17 protein-coding genes are annotated in these 18006 nt (G+C 71.0%); 12 read left to right on the top strand and 5 right to left on the bottom strand.

The window, feature by feature from the left end; all coding sequences use genetic code 11:
• The 5 genes from WHN02_RS01120 to WHN02_RS01100 are packed head-to-tail and all read left to right on the top strand — an operon-like array spanning position 1 to position 4109.
• Positions 1–927 (top strand): ABC transporter permease, encoded by a 927-nt coding sequence (locus tag WHN02_RS01120; RefSeq protein WP_434741667.1) that lies wholly within the window; start codon positions 1–3, stop codon positions 925–927.
• Positions 920–1075 carry a hypothetical protein gene (locus tag WHN02_RS01115; RefSeq protein WP_434741666.1) on the top strand — a complete coding sequence of 52 codons (156 nt, stop codon included), beginning with the start codon at positions 920–922 and terminating at the stop codon, positions 1073–1075. Before WHN02_RS01120 ends, WHN02_RS01115 begins: the two co-directional genes overlap by 8 nt.
• The gene (locus WHN02_RS01110) at positions 1072–2055 is read left to right on the top strand and encodes an ABC transporter permease (protein ID WP_434741665.1); all 984 of its coding nucleotides are present in this window, start codon (positions 1072–1074) and stop codon (positions 2053–2055) included. The genes WHN02_RS01115 and WHN02_RS01110 overlap by 4 nt, the downstream gene beginning before the upstream one ends.
• Before the next feature lie 25 nt (positions 2056–2080).
• Positions 2081–3103 carry an ABC transporter ATP-binding protein gene (locus WHN02_RS01105; protein WP_434744118.1) on the top strand — a complete coding sequence of 341 codons (1023 nt, stop codon included), beginning with the start codon at positions 2081–2083 and terminating at the stop codon, positions 3101–3103.
• A complete protein-coding gene (locus WHN02_RS01100; RefSeq protein WP_350899596.1) occupies positions 3096–4109 on the top strand; it encodes an ABC transporter ATP-binding protein in 1014 nt (337 codons plus the stop codon). Before WHN02_RS01105 ends, WHN02_RS01100 begins: the two co-directional genes overlap by 8 nt.
• A 109-nt stretch (positions 4110–4218) precedes the next feature.
• Here the strand turns inward: WHN02_RS01100 and WHN02_RS01095 are convergent, their stop codons facing one another.
• A complete protein-coding gene (locus WHN02_RS01095; RefSeq protein WP_434741664.1) occupies positions 4219–4575 on the bottom strand; it encodes a chorismate mutase in 357 nt (118 codons plus the stop codon).
• Positions 4576–4998: 423 nt separating this feature from the next.
• Between WHN02_RS01095 and pcrA the strand changes: the two genes are divergently transcribed.
• Complete coding sequence (gene pcrA, locus WHN02_RS01090) at positions 4999–7395, top strand: DNA helicase PcrA (protein WP_434741663.1); 2397 nt, start codon at positions 4999–5001, stop codon at positions 7393–7395.
• Positions 7396–7438: 43 nt separating this feature from the next.
• On the opposite strand, the gene WHN02_RS01085 is transcribed toward pcrA, so the two are convergent.
• Positions 7439–8230 carry a M23 family metallopeptidase gene (locus tag WHN02_RS01085; protein WP_434744117.1) on the bottom strand — a complete coding sequence of 264 codons (792 nt, stop codon included), beginning with the start codon at positions 8228–8230 and terminating at the stop codon, positions 7439–7441.
• A gap of 385 nt (positions 8231–8615) precedes the next feature.
• Positions 8616–9332, bottom strand: coding sequence for a M23 family metallopeptidase (locus WHN02_RS01080; RefSeq protein WP_434741662.1), 717 nt, complete (start codon positions 9330–9332; stop codon positions 8616–8618).
• A 411-nt stretch (positions 9333–9743) separates the two neighbouring features.
• Here WHN02_RS01080 and WHN02_RS01075 point away from each other — a divergent pair, with 411 nt between their 5' ends.
• From WHN02_RS01075 to sucD, 3 genes are all read left to right on the top strand, one after another.
• Entirely contained in the window at positions 9744–10148 is a 405-nt protein-coding gene (locus WHN02_RS01075; RefSeq protein WP_434741661.1) for a cobalamin B12-binding domain-containing protein, read from the top strand.
• A 415-nt stretch (positions 10149–10563) separates the two neighbouring features.
• Positions 10564–11742 carry an ADP-forming succinate--CoA ligase subunit beta gene (sucC, locus tag WHN02_RS01070; RefSeq protein ID WP_350898351.1) on the top strand — a complete coding sequence of 393 codons (1179 nt, stop codon included), beginning with the start codon at positions 10564–10566 and terminating at the stop codon, positions 11740–11742.
• A gap of 2 nt (positions 11743–11744) precedes the next feature.
• Positions 11745–12632, top strand: coding sequence for a succinate--CoA ligase subunit alpha (sucD, locus tag WHN02_RS01065; protein WP_434741660.1), 888 nt, complete (start codon positions 11745–11747; stop codon positions 12630–12632).
• A 73-nt stretch (positions 12633–12705) separates the two neighbouring features.
• Here the strand turns inward: sucD and WHN02_RS01060 are convergent, their stop codons facing one another.
• Positions 12706–12963, bottom strand: coding sequence for a hypothetical protein (locus WHN02_RS01060; protein WP_350898353.1), 258 nt, complete (start codon positions 12961–12963; stop codon positions 12706–12708).
• Positions 12964–13413: 450 nt separating this feature from the next.
• On the opposite strand from WHN02_RS01060, the gene WHN02_RS01055 reads away from it, so the two are divergent.
• Positions 13414–14658 carry a cell division protein PerM gene (locus WHN02_RS01055; protein WP_434741659.1) on the top strand — a complete coding sequence of 415 codons (1245 nt, stop codon included), beginning with the start codon at positions 13414–13416 and terminating at the stop codon, positions 14656–14658.
• A gap of 187 nt (positions 14659–14845) precedes the next feature.
• Here the strand turns inward: WHN02_RS01055 and WHN02_RS01050 are convergent, their stop codons facing one another.
• Positions 14846–15475: a DUF4190 domain-containing protein gene (locus tag WHN02_RS01050; protein WP_434741658.1), complete on the bottom strand. Its 630-nt coding sequence runs from the start codon at positions 15473–15475 to the stop codon at positions 14846–14848.
• Positions 15476–15743: 268 nt separating this feature from the next.
• Here WHN02_RS01050 and purN point away from each other — a divergent pair, with 268 nt between their 5' ends.
• Both purN and purH read left to right on the top strand, forming a co-directional pair.
• Positions 15744–16364: a phosphoribosylglycinamide formyltransferase gene (purN, locus tag WHN02_RS01045; RefSeq protein ID WP_434741657.1), complete on the top strand. Its 621-nt coding sequence runs from the start codon at positions 15744–15746 to the stop codon at positions 16362–16364.
• Positions 16361–17932, top strand: a complete 1572-nt coding sequence (gene purH / locus WHN02_RS01040) for a bifunctional phosphoribosylaminoimidazolecarboxamide formyltransferase/IMP cyclohydrolase (protein WP_434741656.1) — start codon at positions 16361–16363, stop codon at positions 17930–17932. The genes purN and purH overlap by 4 nt, the downstream gene beginning before the upstream one ends.
• The last annotated feature ends 74 nt before the right edge of the window (positions 17933–18006 follow it).

Genomic DNA, 18006 nt, shown 5'->3' with positions numbered 1-18006 from the left:
ATGGGCCGTTACCTGTTGAGGCGGTTGCTTCAACTAGTGCCCGTCTTCATCGGGACGACGTTCCTGATCTACTGGCTCGTCTGGGCGGTGCCCGGTGACCCGTTCGCCGGCAAGTGTGGCGAGCGGCGCTGCCCGGAGCAGTACGTCGCCTTCATGACCGAGAAGTACCAGCTCGACCAGCCGCTGCTGGTGCAGTACGCGAACTACATGCGCAACCTGCTCCAGGGCGACTTCGGAGAGACGTTCGGCGGCAGGTCGGTGAACGACATCATCGTCGCGGCGTACCCGAACACGCTGAAGCTGGCGCTCGTCGCCCTGGCCATCGAGGCGATCATCGGCCTCACCGCCGGCGTGCTGACCGGTCTGCGGCGCAACGGCTTCCTGGACAACCTGGTCCTGGTCTCCACGATGTTCCTGATCGCCCTGCCGATCTTCGTCATCGGTTTCGTCCTGCAGTGGCTGCTCGGCGTGCAGTGGGGCATCGTCCGACCGACGGTCTCCAGCAGCATGCCACTGAGCGAACTACTCCTACCCGGGTTCGTGCTCGGTAGCGCCTCCATGGCGTACATCGCCCGGCTGGCCCGGACCAGCATCGCGGAGAACCGCCGGGCCGACTACGTCCGGACCGCCATCGCCAAGGGTCTGCCGATGCGCCGGGTGGTCGGCGTGCACCTGCTGCGCAACTCCCTCATCCCGGTGGTCACCCTGCTCGGCACCGACCTCGGCGCCCTGATGGGCGGCGCGATCGTCACCGAGGGCATCTTCGGGATCAACGGCATCGGCCAGGTCGTCTACCGGTCGATCACCACCAAGGAGAGCTCCACCGTGGTCTCCATCGTGGTGGTCCTGGTGGTCATCTACCTGTTGATGAACCTGCTGGTCGACCTGCTGTACGCCGCCCTGGACCCGAGGATCCGCTATGAGTGAGCGCAACCACGTGGCACCCGGCACCACAGCGCGCCGCGCCGCCCCGACCGGGGTCGACGGCGGCGAGGTGGCGGGTCCGACCGAGCGCAGTGAGCACACCGGTGTCGTCGGCGTCCGCGCCGACCTGGTCAGCGAGGTGACGGCATGAGCGACCCGACCTCCGCATCCATCGTCTCCACACCTCCGTCGCACCAGCCGACGGAGGCTGGCTCCGGCGCGCCCACGAACGCCGGGCTGCCCGAGAACGCCCGCAAGGAGAAGCCGCGCGGCCTGCTCGGGGACGCCTGGATGGACCTGCGCCGCAAGCCGCTGTTCTGGATCTCCGCCGCCCTGATCCTGGTCTTCCTGCTGATGGCGGCGTTCCCCTGGTTGTTCACCTCGAAGGACGCGGTGAACGGCGCGCTGAGCAACAGCCAGGTCAAGCCCTCCGCCGACGCCTGGTTCGGCTACGACGTGCAGGGCCGCGACGTCTACGCCCGGGTGATCTACGGTGCCCGTGCCTCGATCATCGTGGCGCTGACCGCTGTGGCCGGGACCCTGCTCTTCGGCGGGATGATGGGGGTCATCGCCGGCTACGTCGGCGGGTGGGTGGACGCCCTGCTCTCCCGGATCGCCGACGTCTTCTTCGGGTTGCCGTTCGTGCTCGGTGCGATCGTCATCCTGACCACGTTCAACGGTGTCGGGTCGAACAACAACGAGTGGCAGATCATGGGGTTGGTGGTCCTTTCCCTCATGGTCCTGAGCTGGCCGGTCTCCATGCGGCTGATGCGCTCCTCGGTGTTGGCCACCAAGGAGGCCGACTACATCGTGGCGGCGCGGGCGCTCGGGGCGAGCACCTCCCGGATCATCTTCAAGCACCTGCTGCCGAACTGTCTGGCGCCGCTGCTGGTCTACGGGACGATCCTGGTCGGGTCCTTCATCGGCGCCGAGGCGACCCTGTCCTTCCTCGGTGTCGGTCTGCGGAGCCCGGTCGTCTCCTGGGGAATCATGATCAGTGAGGCGCAGAACTACATCCGCGTCTCGCCGTATCTGCTCTTCTTCCCCGCCGGGTTCCTCGTGATGGCCGTCCTGAGCTTCGTGATGCTCGGCGAGGCGGTCCGCGAGGCCCTCGATCCGAAACTCCGCTAGGGGAGATCCAGTGTCCGACATTCTCGTGTCCGAGCAGTCCACGCCGGGGGCCGGCGACCGCCCGTCGGGGCGTCTCCTGGAGGTCGACGACCTTCGGGTGGAGTTCCGTACCCGGGACGGGATCGCCAAGGTCATCAACGGGGTGACGTACCACGTCGACGCGGGGGAGACCCTCGCCGTGCTCGGCGAGTCCGGCTCCGGCAAGAGCGTCACCGCGCAGACCGTCATGGGCATCCTCGACACGCCCCCCGGGTTCGTCACCGGCGGCCAGGTCCGCTTCCACGGCAGGGACATGCTCGCGATGTCCTTCGAGGAGCGCCGCAAGCTCCGCGGCGAGGGCATCGCGATGATCTTCCAGGACGCGCTCTCCGCGCTGAACCCGGTCTTCACCGTCGGGTTCCAGATCGCCGAGCAGTTCCGGTTCCGGCGGGGGATGAGCCGCCGCGACGCCAAGAAGCGCGCCATCGAGATGCTCGACCAGGTCAAGATCCCCAACGCCAAGAGCAGGTTCAACCAGTACCCGCACCAGTTCTCCGGCGGTATGCGCCAGCGGGCGATGATCGCCATGTCGCTGGCGCTGGACCCCGAGGTGCTGATCGCCGACGAGCCGACCACCGCGTTGGACGTGACGGTGCAGGCCCAGATCATGGACCTGCTCGCCGAACTCCAGCGGGAACGGCAGATGGGGATGATCCTGATCACCCACGACCTCGGGGTGGTCGCCGACGTGGCGGACCGGATCGCTGTCATGTACGCCGGCCGGATCGTCGAGGAAGCCGACGTGTACGACCTGTACGCCAAGCCGTCGCACCCGTACACCCTGGGGTTGCTCGACTCGATTCCCCGGATGGACGAGAAGGGGCAGGAACTCCGGACGATCAAGGGCCTGCCGCCGAACCTGATGGCGATCCCGCCGGGCTGTCCGTTCAACCCGCGCTGCCCGATGGCCCAGCCGGTCTGCCGGGAGGAACTCCCGCCGTTGCTGCAGATCGCCCCGGGCCGGGCCAGCGCATGCCACTTCGCCGAGGAGCTGGTGAACCGTGACTGAGAACATTCTCGAGATCCGGGACCTGGTCAAGCACTACCCGGTGACCCGGGGGGTGGTCTTCAAGAAGACCATCGGTCAGGTCAAGGCCGTCGACGGTGTCTCGTTCGAGCTGAAGGCCGGGGAGACCCTGGGCCTGGTCGGCGAGTCGGGCTGCGGCAAGTCCACGCTGGCCCGGGTCCTGATGAACCTGGAGCGGCCGACCTCCGGCAGCGTCCTCTACAAGGGCCAGGACATCTCCAAGCTCTCCGGACCGGCGCTGCGTCGGCTGCGTCGCCAGATCCAACTGGTGATGCAGGACCCGTACACCTCGCTGAACCCCCGGATGACCGTCGGTGACCTGATCGGGGAGCCGTTCGAGATCCACTCCGACGTGGCACCCAAGGGCAGCCGGCGGGACAAGGTCCGGGAACTGCTGGACCTGGTCGGCCTGAACCCGGAGCACATCAACCGGTACCCGCACCAGTTCTCCGGCGGTCAGCGGCAGCGCATCGGCATCGCCCGGGCGCTCGCCCTGCGCCCCGAGGTCATCGTCTGCGACGAGCCGGTCTCCGCCCTGGACGTGTCGATCCAGGCCCAGGTCATGAACCTGCTGGAGAAGCTGCAGGGCGAGCTCGGCCTGTCGTACGTCTTCATCGCCCACGACCTGTCGGTGGTGCGTCACCTCTCCGACCGGGTGGCGGTGATGTACCTCGGCAAGATCGTGGAGATCGGGACCGAGGACGAGATCTACGAGCGGCCGACCCACCCGTACACCCAGGCGCTGCTCTCCGCGGTGCCGGTGCCGGACCCGACGCTGCGGTCGAGCAAGGCGATCATCCGGCTGACCGGGGACGTCCCCTCGCCGATCAGCCCGCCCTCGGGCTGCCGGTTCCGGACCCGGTGCTGGAAGGCGCAGGACGTCTGCGCCGAGCAGGTCCCGTTACTGCAGGTGCGGGACGGGTCGGATCACCCGAGCGCCTGCCACTTCGCCGAGAAGCGCGAGATCGTCGCCACCCACGAGGCCTGAGGCGCCGTCCGCCGCCACCCACGAGGCCTGAGCGGCGACCGAGCCGCCGTCCGCCGTCACCCGTGACGCCGGACGGCGGCTCGTCTGCCGTGTCGGGTCGGGGCCGGGATCAGAGCGGTCCCCGCCCGGCGCGCAGCAGCAGGAGGGCCACCTGAGCGCCGTCGGCACCGAGTTCACGCCGGAACCGCTCCAGGATCTCCCGCTCCCGGGACAGCACCAGCCGGGTTCCGCCGGAGGCCATCCGGGTCGCGCCGACCTGCTGGGAGAGCCCGGCCCGCTCCTGCCACAGCTCGATGAGGGCCTTGTCGATCTCGTCGATCCGTTCCCGGATCGCGGTGATCCGCGCGGCGGCCTCCGGCTCGTCGGTGCCGGTCGTGGGACGGTCCGGCGTCGGCTCGGTCCCCGCCGCGTCCCCGGCCTCCGGACCTGCCGCGCCACCGTTCTGCTCCATCACGTCTGTCATCATCGTCTTACCCCTTGGATGTCGGGACCGGGTGCCGGGATCCCGGAACGAAAAGCCCCGGGCTCCTGGGGAGCCCGGGGCTTTCGTAGGTCTGATCGATCAGGCGCGACCCACGGCTGCCGGACTCCCGGTGCCGTAGTAAAAGTAGTCACGCTGACGGAACACGCCGTCGAGTATGCAACCCGTCCGGCGTCCCGCGCAACCCACCACCCACCTGGGCCTGCGTCCGAGGGGACGACCCGGGCACCCGCCGCCCTCCGCCCGCCGCCCTCCGCCCGCCGCCCTCCGCCCGCCGGGCACCGTGCCGCATCGCTGCCGGGCACCGTGCCGTCGCGGCGGAGGGAGCGCAGGGAGTCGCCGTCGCCCACCGCGTCGCCGGACGCCTTGCCGGGAAGTGTCCGACGGTCGGCATAGACTCGCCGTGCGATGCATCCTCTCTTCGACATCCCCGCCGCCCCGTCCGCGCCCGACCCCGTGCCGACCGTGCCGCACCGGCCCGGCGCCCGACTCGACCCCGGACAGTTGGTCGAGGGCCTCAACGGCCCCCAACGCGACGCGGTCACCCACGCCGGGTCCCCCCTGCTGATCGTGGCCGGCGCCGGATCCGGCAAGACCCGGGTCCTCACCCACCGGATCGCGTACCTGCTGGCGGCCCGGGACGTGCACCCGGGGGAGATCATCGCGATCACCTTCACCAACAAGGCCGCCGGCGAGATGAAGGAACGGGTGACCGACCTGGTCGGCCCGCGCGCCCGGCTGATGTGGGTGTCCACGTTCCACTCCGCCTGCGTACGCATCCTGCGCGCCGAGCACGAGCACGCCGGGCTGAAGTCCACCTTCTCGATCTACGACGCGGACGACTCGCGGCGGTTGATGCAGCTTGTCGCCCGGGAACTCGACCTCGACCCGAAGCGCTACCCGGCCCGGGGGCTCGCCGCCCAGGTCTCCAACCTGAAGAACGAGCTGACCGATCCGGAGGAGTTCGCCGCCCGGGCCAAGGGACCCAACGAGCGGGCCCTCGCCGAGGCGTACACGCTCTACCAGCGGCGGCTGCGCGAGGCGCACGCCCTGGACTTCGACGACCTGATCATGACGACGGTGCACCTGCTCCAGGCCCACCCGCACGTCGCGGAGAGCTACCGTCGCCGGTTCCGCCACGTCCTGGTCGACGAGTACCAGGACACCAACCGCGCCCAGTACGTCCTGATCAAGGAGCTGGTCTCGGGCACCGAGGGGATCGAACCGGCCGAACTCTGCGTCGTCGGCGACGCCGACCAGTCGATCTACGCCTTCCGGGGTGCGACGATCCGCAACATCCTGGAGTTCGAGCGGGACTTCACCGACGCCCGGACGATCCTGTTGGAGCAGAACTACCGCTCCACCCAGACGATCCTGAGCGCGGCCAACGCGGTGATCGACCGGAACACCTCCCGCAAACCGAAGCGGCTCTGGAGCGACGCCGGCCCCGGCGAGCAGATCGTCGGGTACGTCGCCGACACCGAGCACGCCGAGGCGGACTGGGTCGCCCGGGAGATCGACCGGCTGGTGGACGAGGACGCGGCCCGCCCCGGTGACGTGGCCGTCTTCTACCGCACCAACGCCCAGTCCCGGGTCTTCGAGGAGGTGTTCATCCGGGTCGGCCTGCCGTACAAGGTGGTCGGTGGGGTGCGCTTCTACGAGCGCAAGGAGGTCCGGGACGCGCTGGCGTACCTGCGGGCGGTGGTCAACGACGACGACACGGTGAGCCTGCGTCGGATCCTCAACACCCCCCGGCGGGGGATCGGGGACCGGGCCGAGGCCTGCGTCGAGGCGCTGTCGTCGCGGGACCGGATCTCCTTCGGCGCGGCACTGCGCCGGGCCCGGGAGGCCCCGGGGATCTCCAGCCGCGCGGCCAACGGGATCGGCGACTTCGTGGCGCTGCTCGACGGTGCGCGGGAACTGGCCGAGACCGGTACCCCGGAGGAGGTGCTGGAGGCGCTGCTCACCCGTTCCGGGTACCTGACCGAGCTGGAGGAGAGCCTCGACCCGCAGGACGCCGGCCGGGTGGACAACCTCCAGGAACTGGTGAGCGTGGCCCGGGAGTACACCGAACGGATCGAGGCGACCGGTGACGATGGGGAACGCGCCACGCTGGCCGGGTTCCTGGAGCAGGTCGCCCTGGTCGCCGACGCCGACCAGATCCCGAGCGACGACCCCGACCACCAGGGGGTGGTCACCCTGATGACCCTGCACACCGCCAAGGGGCTCGAGTTCCCGGTGGTGTTCCTGACCGGGCTGGAGGACGGGGTCTTCCCGCACCTGCGCTCCCTGGGCGACACTCGTGAGCTGGAGGAGGAGCGCCGGCTCGCGTACGTGGGGATCACCCGGGCCCGGCAGCGGCTCTACCTGTCCCGGGCGGTGACCCGCTCCGCCTGGGGGCAGCCGGCGTACAACCCCCCGTCCCGGTTCCTGGAGGAGCTTCCGGCGGAGCTGGTCCGCTGGGAGCGCACCGAGGGGTCGTACACCTCGTGGGCGGGCGGGGGCGGCGGCGTCGGCGGCCGGGCGGACCGGGTCCCCGGCGGGCGGTCCGGCTTCACCGGCGGCACGCCGAAGGCGGCCCAGCTGGCCAAGCGGCTCGGGGTCGACGGGAGTCGGCTGACCACCGCCAGCGAGCTACCCCAGGGACCGAAGGTCGCGGCCGGGGATCGGGTCAACCACCAGCGGTACGGACTGGGCCGGGTACTCGCCGTCGAGGGTCACGGCGCCGGGGCGCGGGCGCAGATCGACTTCGGTGACCAGACCATGTGGTTGGTACTGCGGCACGCCCCGGTCGAGAAGCTCTGACCCCGGTCGGCCGACGGGGGCCGACCGGGGGCGTGAGCCGGGTTCAGCAGCCCAGGTCGACACCGCGTTCCCGCATGAACGGGCCCGGGTCGATCTGGTTCCACATGCCGCCCTGGTGGACCTCGAAGTGCAGGTGCGGTCCGGTGGAGTCGCCGGTGGAGCCCTCGCTGCCGATCCGCTGACCGGCGGTGACCTTCGCACCGACAGCGACACTGGCCACGCTGAGGTGGGCGTAGTGGGTGAGGTAGCCGTTGCCGTGGTCGACGAAGACGGAGATGCCGTAGCCGTCGCCGACGTCACCGGCCTTGACCACGGTGCCGGCGGCGGCCGCGCGGATCGGGGTGCCGGCGGGCAGGGCGAGGTCGATGCCGGCGTGCAGCGTTCCCCACCGGGGGCCGTAGCAGCTGGTGACCGCCGCGCCGGGCATCGGGTTGACCCAGGCGGCCTTCGGCGTGCCGGCGCTCTTCGTCGGCGTCTTCTTCGGGGTGGCCGTCGCGGTGGTCTTCTTCGGGGCGGCCTTCGGGGTGGCCGGGCGGGTGGCCGTCCTGGTCGGAGCCGGGGTGGTGGCGCTGGGCGACGGGTCGGCCGTCGACGCACCGGGCTCGGGCGTGGGGGTGGCCGACTCGCGGACCGACCGGTCCGCCCTGTCGTCGTCGGCGGAGCGTTCGGCCGCCAGCCGGTCGTCGAGGGCGACGGCACTGGTCTCGGGCTCGGAGCGCTCGGTGGCGACCGAGGCGCCGGCCACACCGAGGCCGGCCAGGGCCACCGCTCCCGCGACCACCCAGGCGGTACGGCCGCTCAGCCGGGGCCTGCGCCGGTGGCGGACCGGGGCGATGCCGTTTGGGTTGCCGCTGTCCGGATCGCTGCCGTGCGTGGTGCTGCCGTTCGGTCCGTCGCCGTTCGGGTTGCTGTCGTTCGGTTCGCTGGGGGTGAGGCTGTCGTGCACGGGTGACCTTCCCAGTCGGGGACGCTGCTGACCCGGAAATACTGGTGTCGGCCGACGACGGGGTGGGTACCTGGTCCGGAGGGCGCACCACGCCGACCCGTGGTCGGCGTCCGGGTATCTCCTCCTTCGGGAGGGAACATCCGGAAAAGTGATCATGCTGGGCGGTGGCGGTGCTCACATTCTTCGCCGTGACCCGGGTCACCTTCGCCTCGAACCGGGACAAGAAAACCGCCCGGATCGACTGATCCGGGCGGCAACTGTGTGTTACGGAGCGTCAGGAGGCGGACACGTCGCTGTAAAATGCCTCGACTTGCAGCTTGATGTCCACTCCGCGCTCCTGGAGGAACGGCACCGGGTCCAGCGGCTCCCCGTTGACATGCAGCTCAAGGTGCAGGTGGGAACCGTAGGAGTGGCCGGTGTTGCCGACCAGTCCGAGCTGGTCGCCCGCCTTGACCTGCTGGCCCTCCTGGACGCTGACCGCCGAGGAGTGGCCGTAGATCGCCTCGCTGCCATCCGCGTGCTGGACGATGACGGCGTAGCCGTACCCGCCGAACCACCCGGCCTTGGTGACCTTCCCGGCGTGGATCGCGACGTACGGCGTGCCCTCCGGGGCGACGAGGTCGACGCCGGTGTGCAGCTTCCCCCAGCGCATTCCGTACGGCGAGGTGAAGTCGTACCCCTGCAGGGGCAGCAGCCAGACCTCTTCGGCGCTGATCTCGTCGGCGCCGCCCCGGCCGCTGTCGCGGGAGGCGCGCTCGGCGGACTCGCCACGGGAGGCCAGGTCGTCGCTGAGGGCGGCGGACGCGCGCAGCTCGTCGAGGACCGATGGGCTGACGCTCTTGGCGTCGGGCAGGGCGCCGGCACCGAGGGCCACCACACCGGCTCCGACGAACGCCGTGGTGACCACGGCTGCGTAGCGGCTACGTGGGGGGGTGGGAACGCGGCGACGACCGCGATATCGATCGGGCTCAGACGACAGGCGCTGGCGCACGCACACCCTCCGTTGTCGGGGATCCGAGGCGACCCGACCCACTGCGTTCGGGTGAACCTTGGCGTTCGGGTGAACCTCGGTGTTCCGCGTTGTCGCCCGGCCCAGGACCTGATGACAACCGTGGACACGGTAGCCAACCGTCACAGGAGTCACAAGCGCAAGCGCCGAACTCCCCGCCGGATTTTGTCCCAATTCGCCCCTGAGTGTGGTATCTCGTCACCTTTACCGGGGGGCCTCGTTACCGCCTGGCTGCTGCGTACAGTGACCGTCACCACCCAGATGTCTGATTGGCCGACGCGGGGCGGCCGGGGCCGGGATTCCCCGCCATGAGCCGTCCGGGTTACCGTTCGTTAAGGTCAGACTGCGGAGTTCGATGACGAGTACCGCAGAGCCGGTGAAAGGTGTGCGCTGATGAGCTCTCGTGTCCGGGTCGTCGTCGCCAAGCCGGGTCTGGACGGCCACGATCGAGGCGCAAAGGTCGTCGCCCGCGCCCTACGGGACGCCGGCATGGAGGTCATCTACACCGGCCTGCACCAGACCCCGGAGCAGATCGTCGAGACGGCGATCCAGGAGGACGCCGACGCGATCGGCCTCTCCGTGCTCTCCGGCGCGCACATGACGCTCTTTCGGCGGGTGCTGGAACTCCTCGACGAGCGCGAGGCCCGGGACATCGTCGTCTTCGGCGGCGGCATCATCCCGCAGACCGACCTGGCCGAGCTGGAGCGGATCGGGGTGGCCAAGATCTTCACCCCGGGGGCGACCACCGCGTCGATCGTCGAATGGGTACGGGAGAACGTCGCCCAACCGGTCGGCTGACCACACCCCGGTGTGGGGACGTAGGAAGTAATGAGGTGCGGGGAGTATGCGGACAGGGGGAGGGGCCGGACGCACCCCTCACACGTCCGGCCCCTCTATGCACGATGCCCCGCCGCCACCCCTCGACCGACAGGGCATCGGCCGCTCCCGTCTTCGCGCTGGTATCAGCGCTCCGACACCTGACTCAACGACGCCTCTGCCCGGTGGTTACGCACCTGCCGGGGAACAATCCGCCGGTGGCGGCGGGTGGGGTGTGTAGTAGGGCACACCGCGTACCCGCTGGGTCGCCGTCCGCGCCGCTCTCGCTAGGCTGCGCCAATGGCCTGCGTCAACAGATGACAGGCGTCAAGATGTTTTCCACAACGCTGGTGGCGGCGCGACGGCGCGCCGCGGAGACGGGACGGGACGCGCAATCGTGGACCTGTACGAGTACCAGGGGCGGGACCTGTTCGAGCGGCACGGGTTGCCCGTGCTCGCCGGCGGCGTCGCAACGACCCCGGAAGAGGCCCGCGCGATCGCCGAACGCCTCGGCGGTCGGGTGGTCGTCAAGGCCCAGGTGAAGGTCGGCGGCCGGGGCAAGGCCGGCGGCGTCAAGCTGGCCGAGGGCGCGGAGGAGACGGTGGCCCGGGCCACCGACATCCTCGGCATGGACATCAAGGGCCACACGGTCCACAAGGTCATGATCACGGTGACCGCCGACGTGGCCGAGGAGTACTACTTCTCGTACCTGCTCGACCGGGCGAACCGCACCTTCCTCTGCATCGCCAGCGTCGCCGGCGGCATGGACATCGAGCAGGTCGCAGCCGAGACCCCTGACAAGGTCGTCAAGGCTCCGATCGACGCGGTCGCCGGGGTGGACGAGGCCAAGGCCCGCGAGATCGTCGACGCGGCCGGTTTCCCCGCCGAGGTCGCCGACCAGGTGGTGGAGACCGCCGTCAAGCTCTGGCAGGCCTTCGTCGCCGAGGACGCCACGCTGGTCGAGGTGAACCCGCTGGCCAAGACCAAGGACGGCACCCTCCTGCTGCTCGACGCCAAGGTCACCCTCGACGAGAACGCCGGTTTCCGGCACCCGGACCACGAGGACCTGGTCGACCAGGCTGCCGTGGACCCGCTGGAGCAGGCGGCCAAGGAGAAGGACCTCAACTACGTCAAGCTCGACGGCGAGGTCGGCATCATCGGCAACGGCGCGGGTCTGGTCATGAGCACTCTCGACGTGGTCGCGTACGCCGGTGAGCGGCACGGCAACGTCAAGCCGGCGAACTTCCTCGACATCGGCGGTGGCGCGAGCGCCGCGGTGATGGCCAACGGGCTGGAGATCGTGCTCTCCGACCCGGCGGTACGCAGCGTCTTCGTCAACGTCTTCGGCGGAATCACCGCCTGCGACGCGGTCGCCAACGGTATCGTCCAGGCGCTGGCACTGCTGGAGCAGCGGGGCGAGAAGGTCACCAAGCCGCTTGTGGTCCGCCTCGACGGCAACAACGCCGAGGCCGGTCGGGCGATCCTCGACGGCGCGAACAACCCGCTGATCGAGCGGGTGGACACCATGGACGGCGCGGCCGATCGGGCCGCCGAGCTGGCAGCTGCGGGGGTCTGACGATGGCTATCTGGCTGACCAAGGAATCCAAGGTCATCGTTCAGGGGATGACCGGCTCCGAGGGTTCCAAGCACACCCGGCGGATGCTCGCCGCCGGCACCAACGTGGTCGGCGGGGTCAACCCGCGCAAGGCCGGCACCACCGTCGACTTCGACGGCACCGAGCTGCCGGTCTTCGCCTCCGTCGCGGACGCCATGGCCCAGACCGGGGCCGACGTCACAGTCATCTTCGTACCGCCGAAGTTCACCAAGGGCGCGGTGGTCGAGGCGATCGACGCCGGGATCCCGCTGGCCGTGGTGATCACCGAGGGCGTGCCGGTGCACGACACCGCCTCGTTTTGGGCGTACAACAAGTCCAAGGGCGAGCAGACCCGCATCGTCGGTCCGAACTGCCCCGGCATCGCCTCCCCGGGTGCCTCCAACGCCGGCATCATCCCGGCCGACATCACCGGCTCGGGCCGGATCGGCCTGGTCAGCAAGAGCGGCACGCTGACCTACCAGATGATGTACGAGCTGCGTGACATCGGCTTCTCGACCTGCGTGGGCATCGGCGGTGACCCGATCATCGGGACCACCCACATCGACGCCCTCGCCGCGTTCGAGGCCGACCCCGACACCGACGCCATCGTGATGATCGGTGAGATCGGTGGCGACGCCGAGGAGCGGGCTGCCGAGTTCATCAGGGACAACGTGACCAAGCCGGTGGTCGGCTACATCGCCGGCTTCACCGCGCCCCCCGGCAAGACCATGGGGCACGCCGGCGCGATCATCTCCGGCTCGGCGGGTACCGCCGAGGCGAAGAAGGAGGCGCTGGAGGCGGTCGGCGTCAAGGTCGGCAAGACGCCGACCGAGACCGCCAAGCTGATGCGGGAGATCATGTCGGCGGGTTGAGCCGGCTGACGGACGTCACCGAGGGAGTCGACCTGACCGGTCGGCTCCCTCGGTCCGTTGCGGGACGGTCGGTTCAGTCGTTCCAGAACGGATAGTTACCTGTCGCTCGCAGGATCGAGCTGCCCACGATGTTCAGGACGCCGAAGGCGATCGCCAGGTAGCCCAGGACCGGCGACTGTCCGTATCGTTTGGCGTCCCGGATCGACAGGTAACCGAAGACGATGCCGAGGATGCCACAGCAGATGAGGCCGAGGATGATCCCCAGGATTCCCCAGAGCGTCGTACGATCCCGGCCGGCGGCGGGTGGCGGCGGCGGATACGGAGCGTTCACGGCTTCCTCCGAGCGGTCGGTGCCGCGACGGCGACGGTCGCGTCTTGGCCCGAGGCTAGACCGGATCGAGCACACCCGGCCCGAAGATCGCCGAAGTCGCCACCGTCGGGCGGCGATACCGGACTGCCGACCGGGGCTCGGCATGCCAGAGTAGGACCGATGTCCTCCGTCCCCCCTGACCAGCCCCGCCGCCCCGGTGGCCGCGGTGGCGGCACCCGGCCGGAAGGTCCCGCCGACCGGCCCGGCCCGTCGCGTCGGACCGACCGGTCCGATCGGGCTGACCGGGCTGGCCGAGTCGACCGGGTTGAACGGTCCGACCGGGCCGGCCGAGCCGAGCGGGCTGATCGGGCTGATCGAGCCGACCGGGCTGATCGGGGCGAACGGGTTGGCCGGGGCGACCGGGCCGGTCCGGGCGGCCCGGACGCGCGGGCTGCGGCCGGGCGGGGCCGTATGGTGCCCAGGCCCCGGTCCGGCGCACGCCCCCGGCGTGCCCCGATCGTGGTGGCCGCCGCAGTGGCCGCCGGCTGGGCGGCGCTCACGTCGTACCTCCCCGTCGCGGTGGTGCTCGGGTTGGCGCAGCTCAGCGAGGAGGCTGCCTCACTCGGCGGCGCGCTGCTCGCCGGGTTCGCCGGCTGGCTGCTCGGTCACTGGGTTCCGTTGCAGACCCCCGCCGGGCCACTACACCTGGCTCCCCTCGTCCTGACCGGGCTCGCGGTCTGGCGGCTGGCCCGGGCCGGAGTGCACGCCACCCGGGCCATCGGCGCCCGGAACAGCCGCTCACCCCGCCAGACGGCCGTCGCTGCGGCTGCCGTCGGCGTCGGGTACGGCGTGATCGGCACGCTCGTCGCGGGCCTGGCCGGCACCGGTGGGCTGCACGCCTCGCCGGTCCGGGCGGGGCTCACCCTCACCGTCGTCGGCACCCTCGGGGCGCTGATCGGGGCGGCGCAGACCACCGGCGTCGCCGCCGACCTGGCGCAGCGGGTGCCGTCGATCCTGCGGGACGGGGTCCGGACCGGCCTGGTCGCCGGGCTGCTGCTCTTCGCCGCGGGTGCGGGTGCGGCCGGACTGGCGGTGGCCACCGGGGGCGGGGACGCCGCCGACATGATCGGGGCCTACCGGACCGGAGTCGCCGGGCAGGCGGGGGTGACCCTGGTCAGCTTCGCGTACGCGCCGAACGCCACGGTCTGGTCCATCAGCTACCTGCTCGGCCCCGGGTTCGCCGTCGGCACCGACACCGCCGTACGGACCAGTGAGGTCTCCGTGGGGGCGCTTCCCGCCGTACCGCTGCTCGCCGGACTGCCGCGTGGGCCGCTGGACGGGGGGTTCGGTGCCGCCCTGCTCGCGGTGCCGGTCCTGGTGGCGATGGCCGCCGGTTGGTTGTTGGCGCGGCGGATGCTCCGGTCGGCCCGGGAGTACACCGGTCGAGGTCGGGCCGCCTCCGACCGGGCCCCGGTCGGCTGGCCCACGTTCCTCGCCCCGGCGGCGGTCGCCGGGCCGGTGGCAGGACTGATGGTGGGGATCGCCGCGGCGGCGTCCGGTGGCTCGCTGGGGGCCGGTCGGCTATCCGAGATCGGCCCGGTCGCCTGGCAGGTGGCCGCCGTCGCCACGGCCGTGGTCGGGGCTGGTGCCCTGCTCGGTGCAGCCGCCACCCGCGCCCTCACCCCCGGCCACGCCCCCGACCGACGCCCCCGCTAGACCGATCACCGCCCACCCCCTTCGGGGATCTTGGAAGGCTTCGGCCCTTGCAGGGGCCATACCCTCCCGAGATCTGTTGAGGATGCGACAGATCTCTTGAGGATGCGACGAGGGGCGCCCCCGAAGGGACGCCCCTCGACGTCGTCGCTGCGATCGGTCGTCGGCCGTTACCGGTCCTGGGCGGCGGTCAGAAGGAGCCGGTCGGGTTCACGTTCACGAACACGACCAGGATGAGCTGGAGGATGCCCAGCAGGATGCCGATGCCGCCGCAGATCAGACCGGTGAGCGCCTGGCTGCCGTTGTTGGCCTCGCCCTGGGCGGCCTTCTGACGGCCGAGGAAGCCGGTCACCGCGCCCGCGATACCCAGCGGGATGCCCAGGTAGCAGCAGGCCAGCGGGATGGAGGCGATACCGAGGATCATCGCGACCAGGCCGAGGGTGTTGTTCTGCCCGCCGGGCTGGGGGTATCCGGCGTTCGGGTAGGTCGGCCCGGGGCCGTACGGGGGCTGCTGGCCGTACGGGTCGGACTGGCCGTACGGGGCCTGCGGCGGCGGGGCGTACGGGTCGGGCTGGCCGTAGGGCTGCCCGGAGGTGGGCTGCTGCCCGTACGGCTGTCCCGAGGTGGGCTGCTGGCCGTAGGGCTGGTCCGAGGAGGAAGGCTGCCCGTAAGGCTGGCCGGAGGTGGGCTGCTGGCCGTACGGCTGGCCGGAGGTGGGCTGCTGGCCGTACGGCTGGCCGGAGGTGGGCTGCTGACCGTAGGGCTGGCCCGAGCCGGGCTGCTGGCCGTACGGGTCCTGACCTGGGTTGCCGGGCTGCATGTCGGACGCTCCTTGGCTGGTCATGTCGGTACGTGGGTTCTCATGAACCATGATCGCGCCAGTACACCGAGCGCGCAGCGCGGAAACGAAACCGCAGGACGTCGGGACCGAGCGACCGGCAGCGTACCCGCCGGATGCGACATTGCGCGGTGACGAACCTGACCTGTCCCATCAGGTCAGACTCCGTCCGTGGCGGGAGGGAGAGCCTGGCGGGGGCTTGTCCTCGCCCACCGGTCGGGTCACGTCGGCCGCCCGATATGGTGACCGCGTGACCGACCCCGCGTCCGCCGCCCGTCTCGTCGTCCTGGTCTCCGGCTCCGGGAGCAACCTCCAGTCCCTGCTCGACGCGGGCGCCGACCCGGCGTACGGCGCCCGGGTGGTGGCCGTGGGGGCCGACCGCGACGGGATCGCCGGTCTGGACCGGGCGGAGGCGGCCGGGGTGCCGACCTTCGTCGAGCGGCTCAAGGACCACCCGACCCGCGAGGACTGGGACGAGGCGCTCACCGCCCGGGTCGCCGAGCACCGACCGGACCTGGTCATCTCGGCGGGCTTCCTGAAGCTCGTCGGTCCGAGGTTCCTGGCCGCGTTCGGCGACAGGTACCTGAACACGCACAACACGCTCCTGCCGGCGTTCCCCGGTATCCACGGCCCGCGTGACGCCCTCGCCTACGGGGTCAAGGTCACGGGGGCCACCCTGTTCTTCGTCGACGCCGGGATGGACACCGGTCCGATCGTCGCGCAGGTCGCGGTGCCGGTGCTGACCGACGACGACGAGGAGACGCTCACCGAGCGGATCAAGGAAGCCGAACGGCGCCAGCTCGTCGAGCAGGTCGGGCGGCTGGTCCGGCAAGGTTGGACGATCACCGGAAGAAAGGTCACCGTACCGTGAGTGCCACTGCGGACCAGCGCCGCCCGATTCGGCGGGCGCTGGTCAGCGTCTATGACAAGACCGGCCTGGCCGACCTGGCCAAGGCCCTGCACGAGGCCGGTGTGGAGATCGTCTCGACCGGCAGCACGGCGGGCACGATCGCGGCGGCTGGCGTTCCGGTGACCGCCGTGGAGACGGTGACCGGTTCCCCGGAGATCCTCGACGGGCGGGTGAAGACCCTGCACCCGAAGATCCACGGCGGGCTCCTGGCCGACCTGCGGAAGTCCAGCCACGTCACCCAGCTCGACGAGCACGACATCGTCGGGATCGACCTGCTGGTCTCCAACCTCTACCCGTTCCAGGCGACTGTCGCCTCCGGCGCGAGCCCCGACGAGTGCGTGGAGCAGATCGACATCGGGGGACCGGCGATGGTCCGGGCCGCCGCGAAGAACCACGCCTCGGTGGCGGTGGTGACCGACCCGGCCGCGTACCCGACGGTCCTGGCCGCCCTCGCCGACGGTGGCTTCACGTTCGCCCAGCGCCGGGCGCTGGCCGCGCGGGCGTTCGCCGACATCGCCGAGTACGACGTGGCGGTCGCCGACTGGTTCGCCGGGTCCCTGGACCTGCCGCAGGACGGTTGGCCGAACTTCGTCGGTCTGGCCCTGCGCCGCCAGGCGGTCCTGCGGTACGGCGAGAACCCCCACCAGGGAGCCGCCGTGTACGCCGACCCGGACGGCCCTCCCGGGCTGGCCCAGGCCGAGCAGCTGCACGGCAAGGAGATGTCCTACAACAACTACGTCGACGCGGATGCCGCCTGGCGGGCCGCCAACGACTTCCCGGACCAGCCGGCGGTGGCGATCATCAAGCACGCCAACCCGTGCGGCATCGCCGTCGGGGCGGACGTCGCCGAGGCGCACCGCCGGGCGCACGCCTGTGACCCGACCTCGGCCTTCGGCGGGGTCATCGCTGTCAACCGTCCGGTCAGCGTCGAGTTGGCCCGGCAGGTCGCCGAGATCTTCACCGAGGTCGTGGTGGCCCCCGGGTACGACGACGGGGCGGTGGAGGTCCTCCAGGGCAAGAAGCACATCAGGCTGCTGCGCGCCCCGGCGTTCGACCCGCAGCCCGCGGAGTGGCGGCCGGTCACCGGCGGGGTCCTGGTGCAGATGCGCGACGCGATCGACGCCGAGGGGGACGACCCGACCACCTGGCAGCTCGCCACCGGTGAGGCGGCCGACCCCGACACCCTCAGGGATCTCGTCCTGGCCTGGCGGGCGGTGCGTGCGGTGAAGAGCAACGGGATCCTCCTGGCCAAGGACGGTGCCTCCGTCGGCGTCGGCATGGGCCAGGTCAACCGGGTCGACTCGGCACGGTTGGCGGTCAGCCGGGCCGGTGAGGACCGGGCCCGGGGGGCGGTGGCGGCCTCGGACGCGTTCTTCCCGTTCGCCGACGGTCCGCAGATCCTCATCGACGCCGGGGTGAAGGCGATCGTGCAGCCCGGCGGTTCGGTCCGGGACGCCGAGACCATCGCGGCCTGCAAGGAGGCCGGGGTGACCATGTACCTCACCGGAACCCGGCACTTCTTCCACTGACGACGACGCGGACCCGGGGCCGAGACAGGACCCCGGGTCGGCGTGGGTCGACGCCGGTCGGTCGGGTCCCCGGG

The sequence above is a fragment of the Micromonospora sp. SH-82 genome (genome assembly GCF_051132485.1).
In the GTDB taxonomy this organism is placed as follows: Bacteria; Actinomycetota; Actinomycetes; order Mycobacteriales; family Micromonosporaceae; genus Micromonospora.
This window is presented reverse-complemented; position numbering and strand designations above follow the sequence as displayed.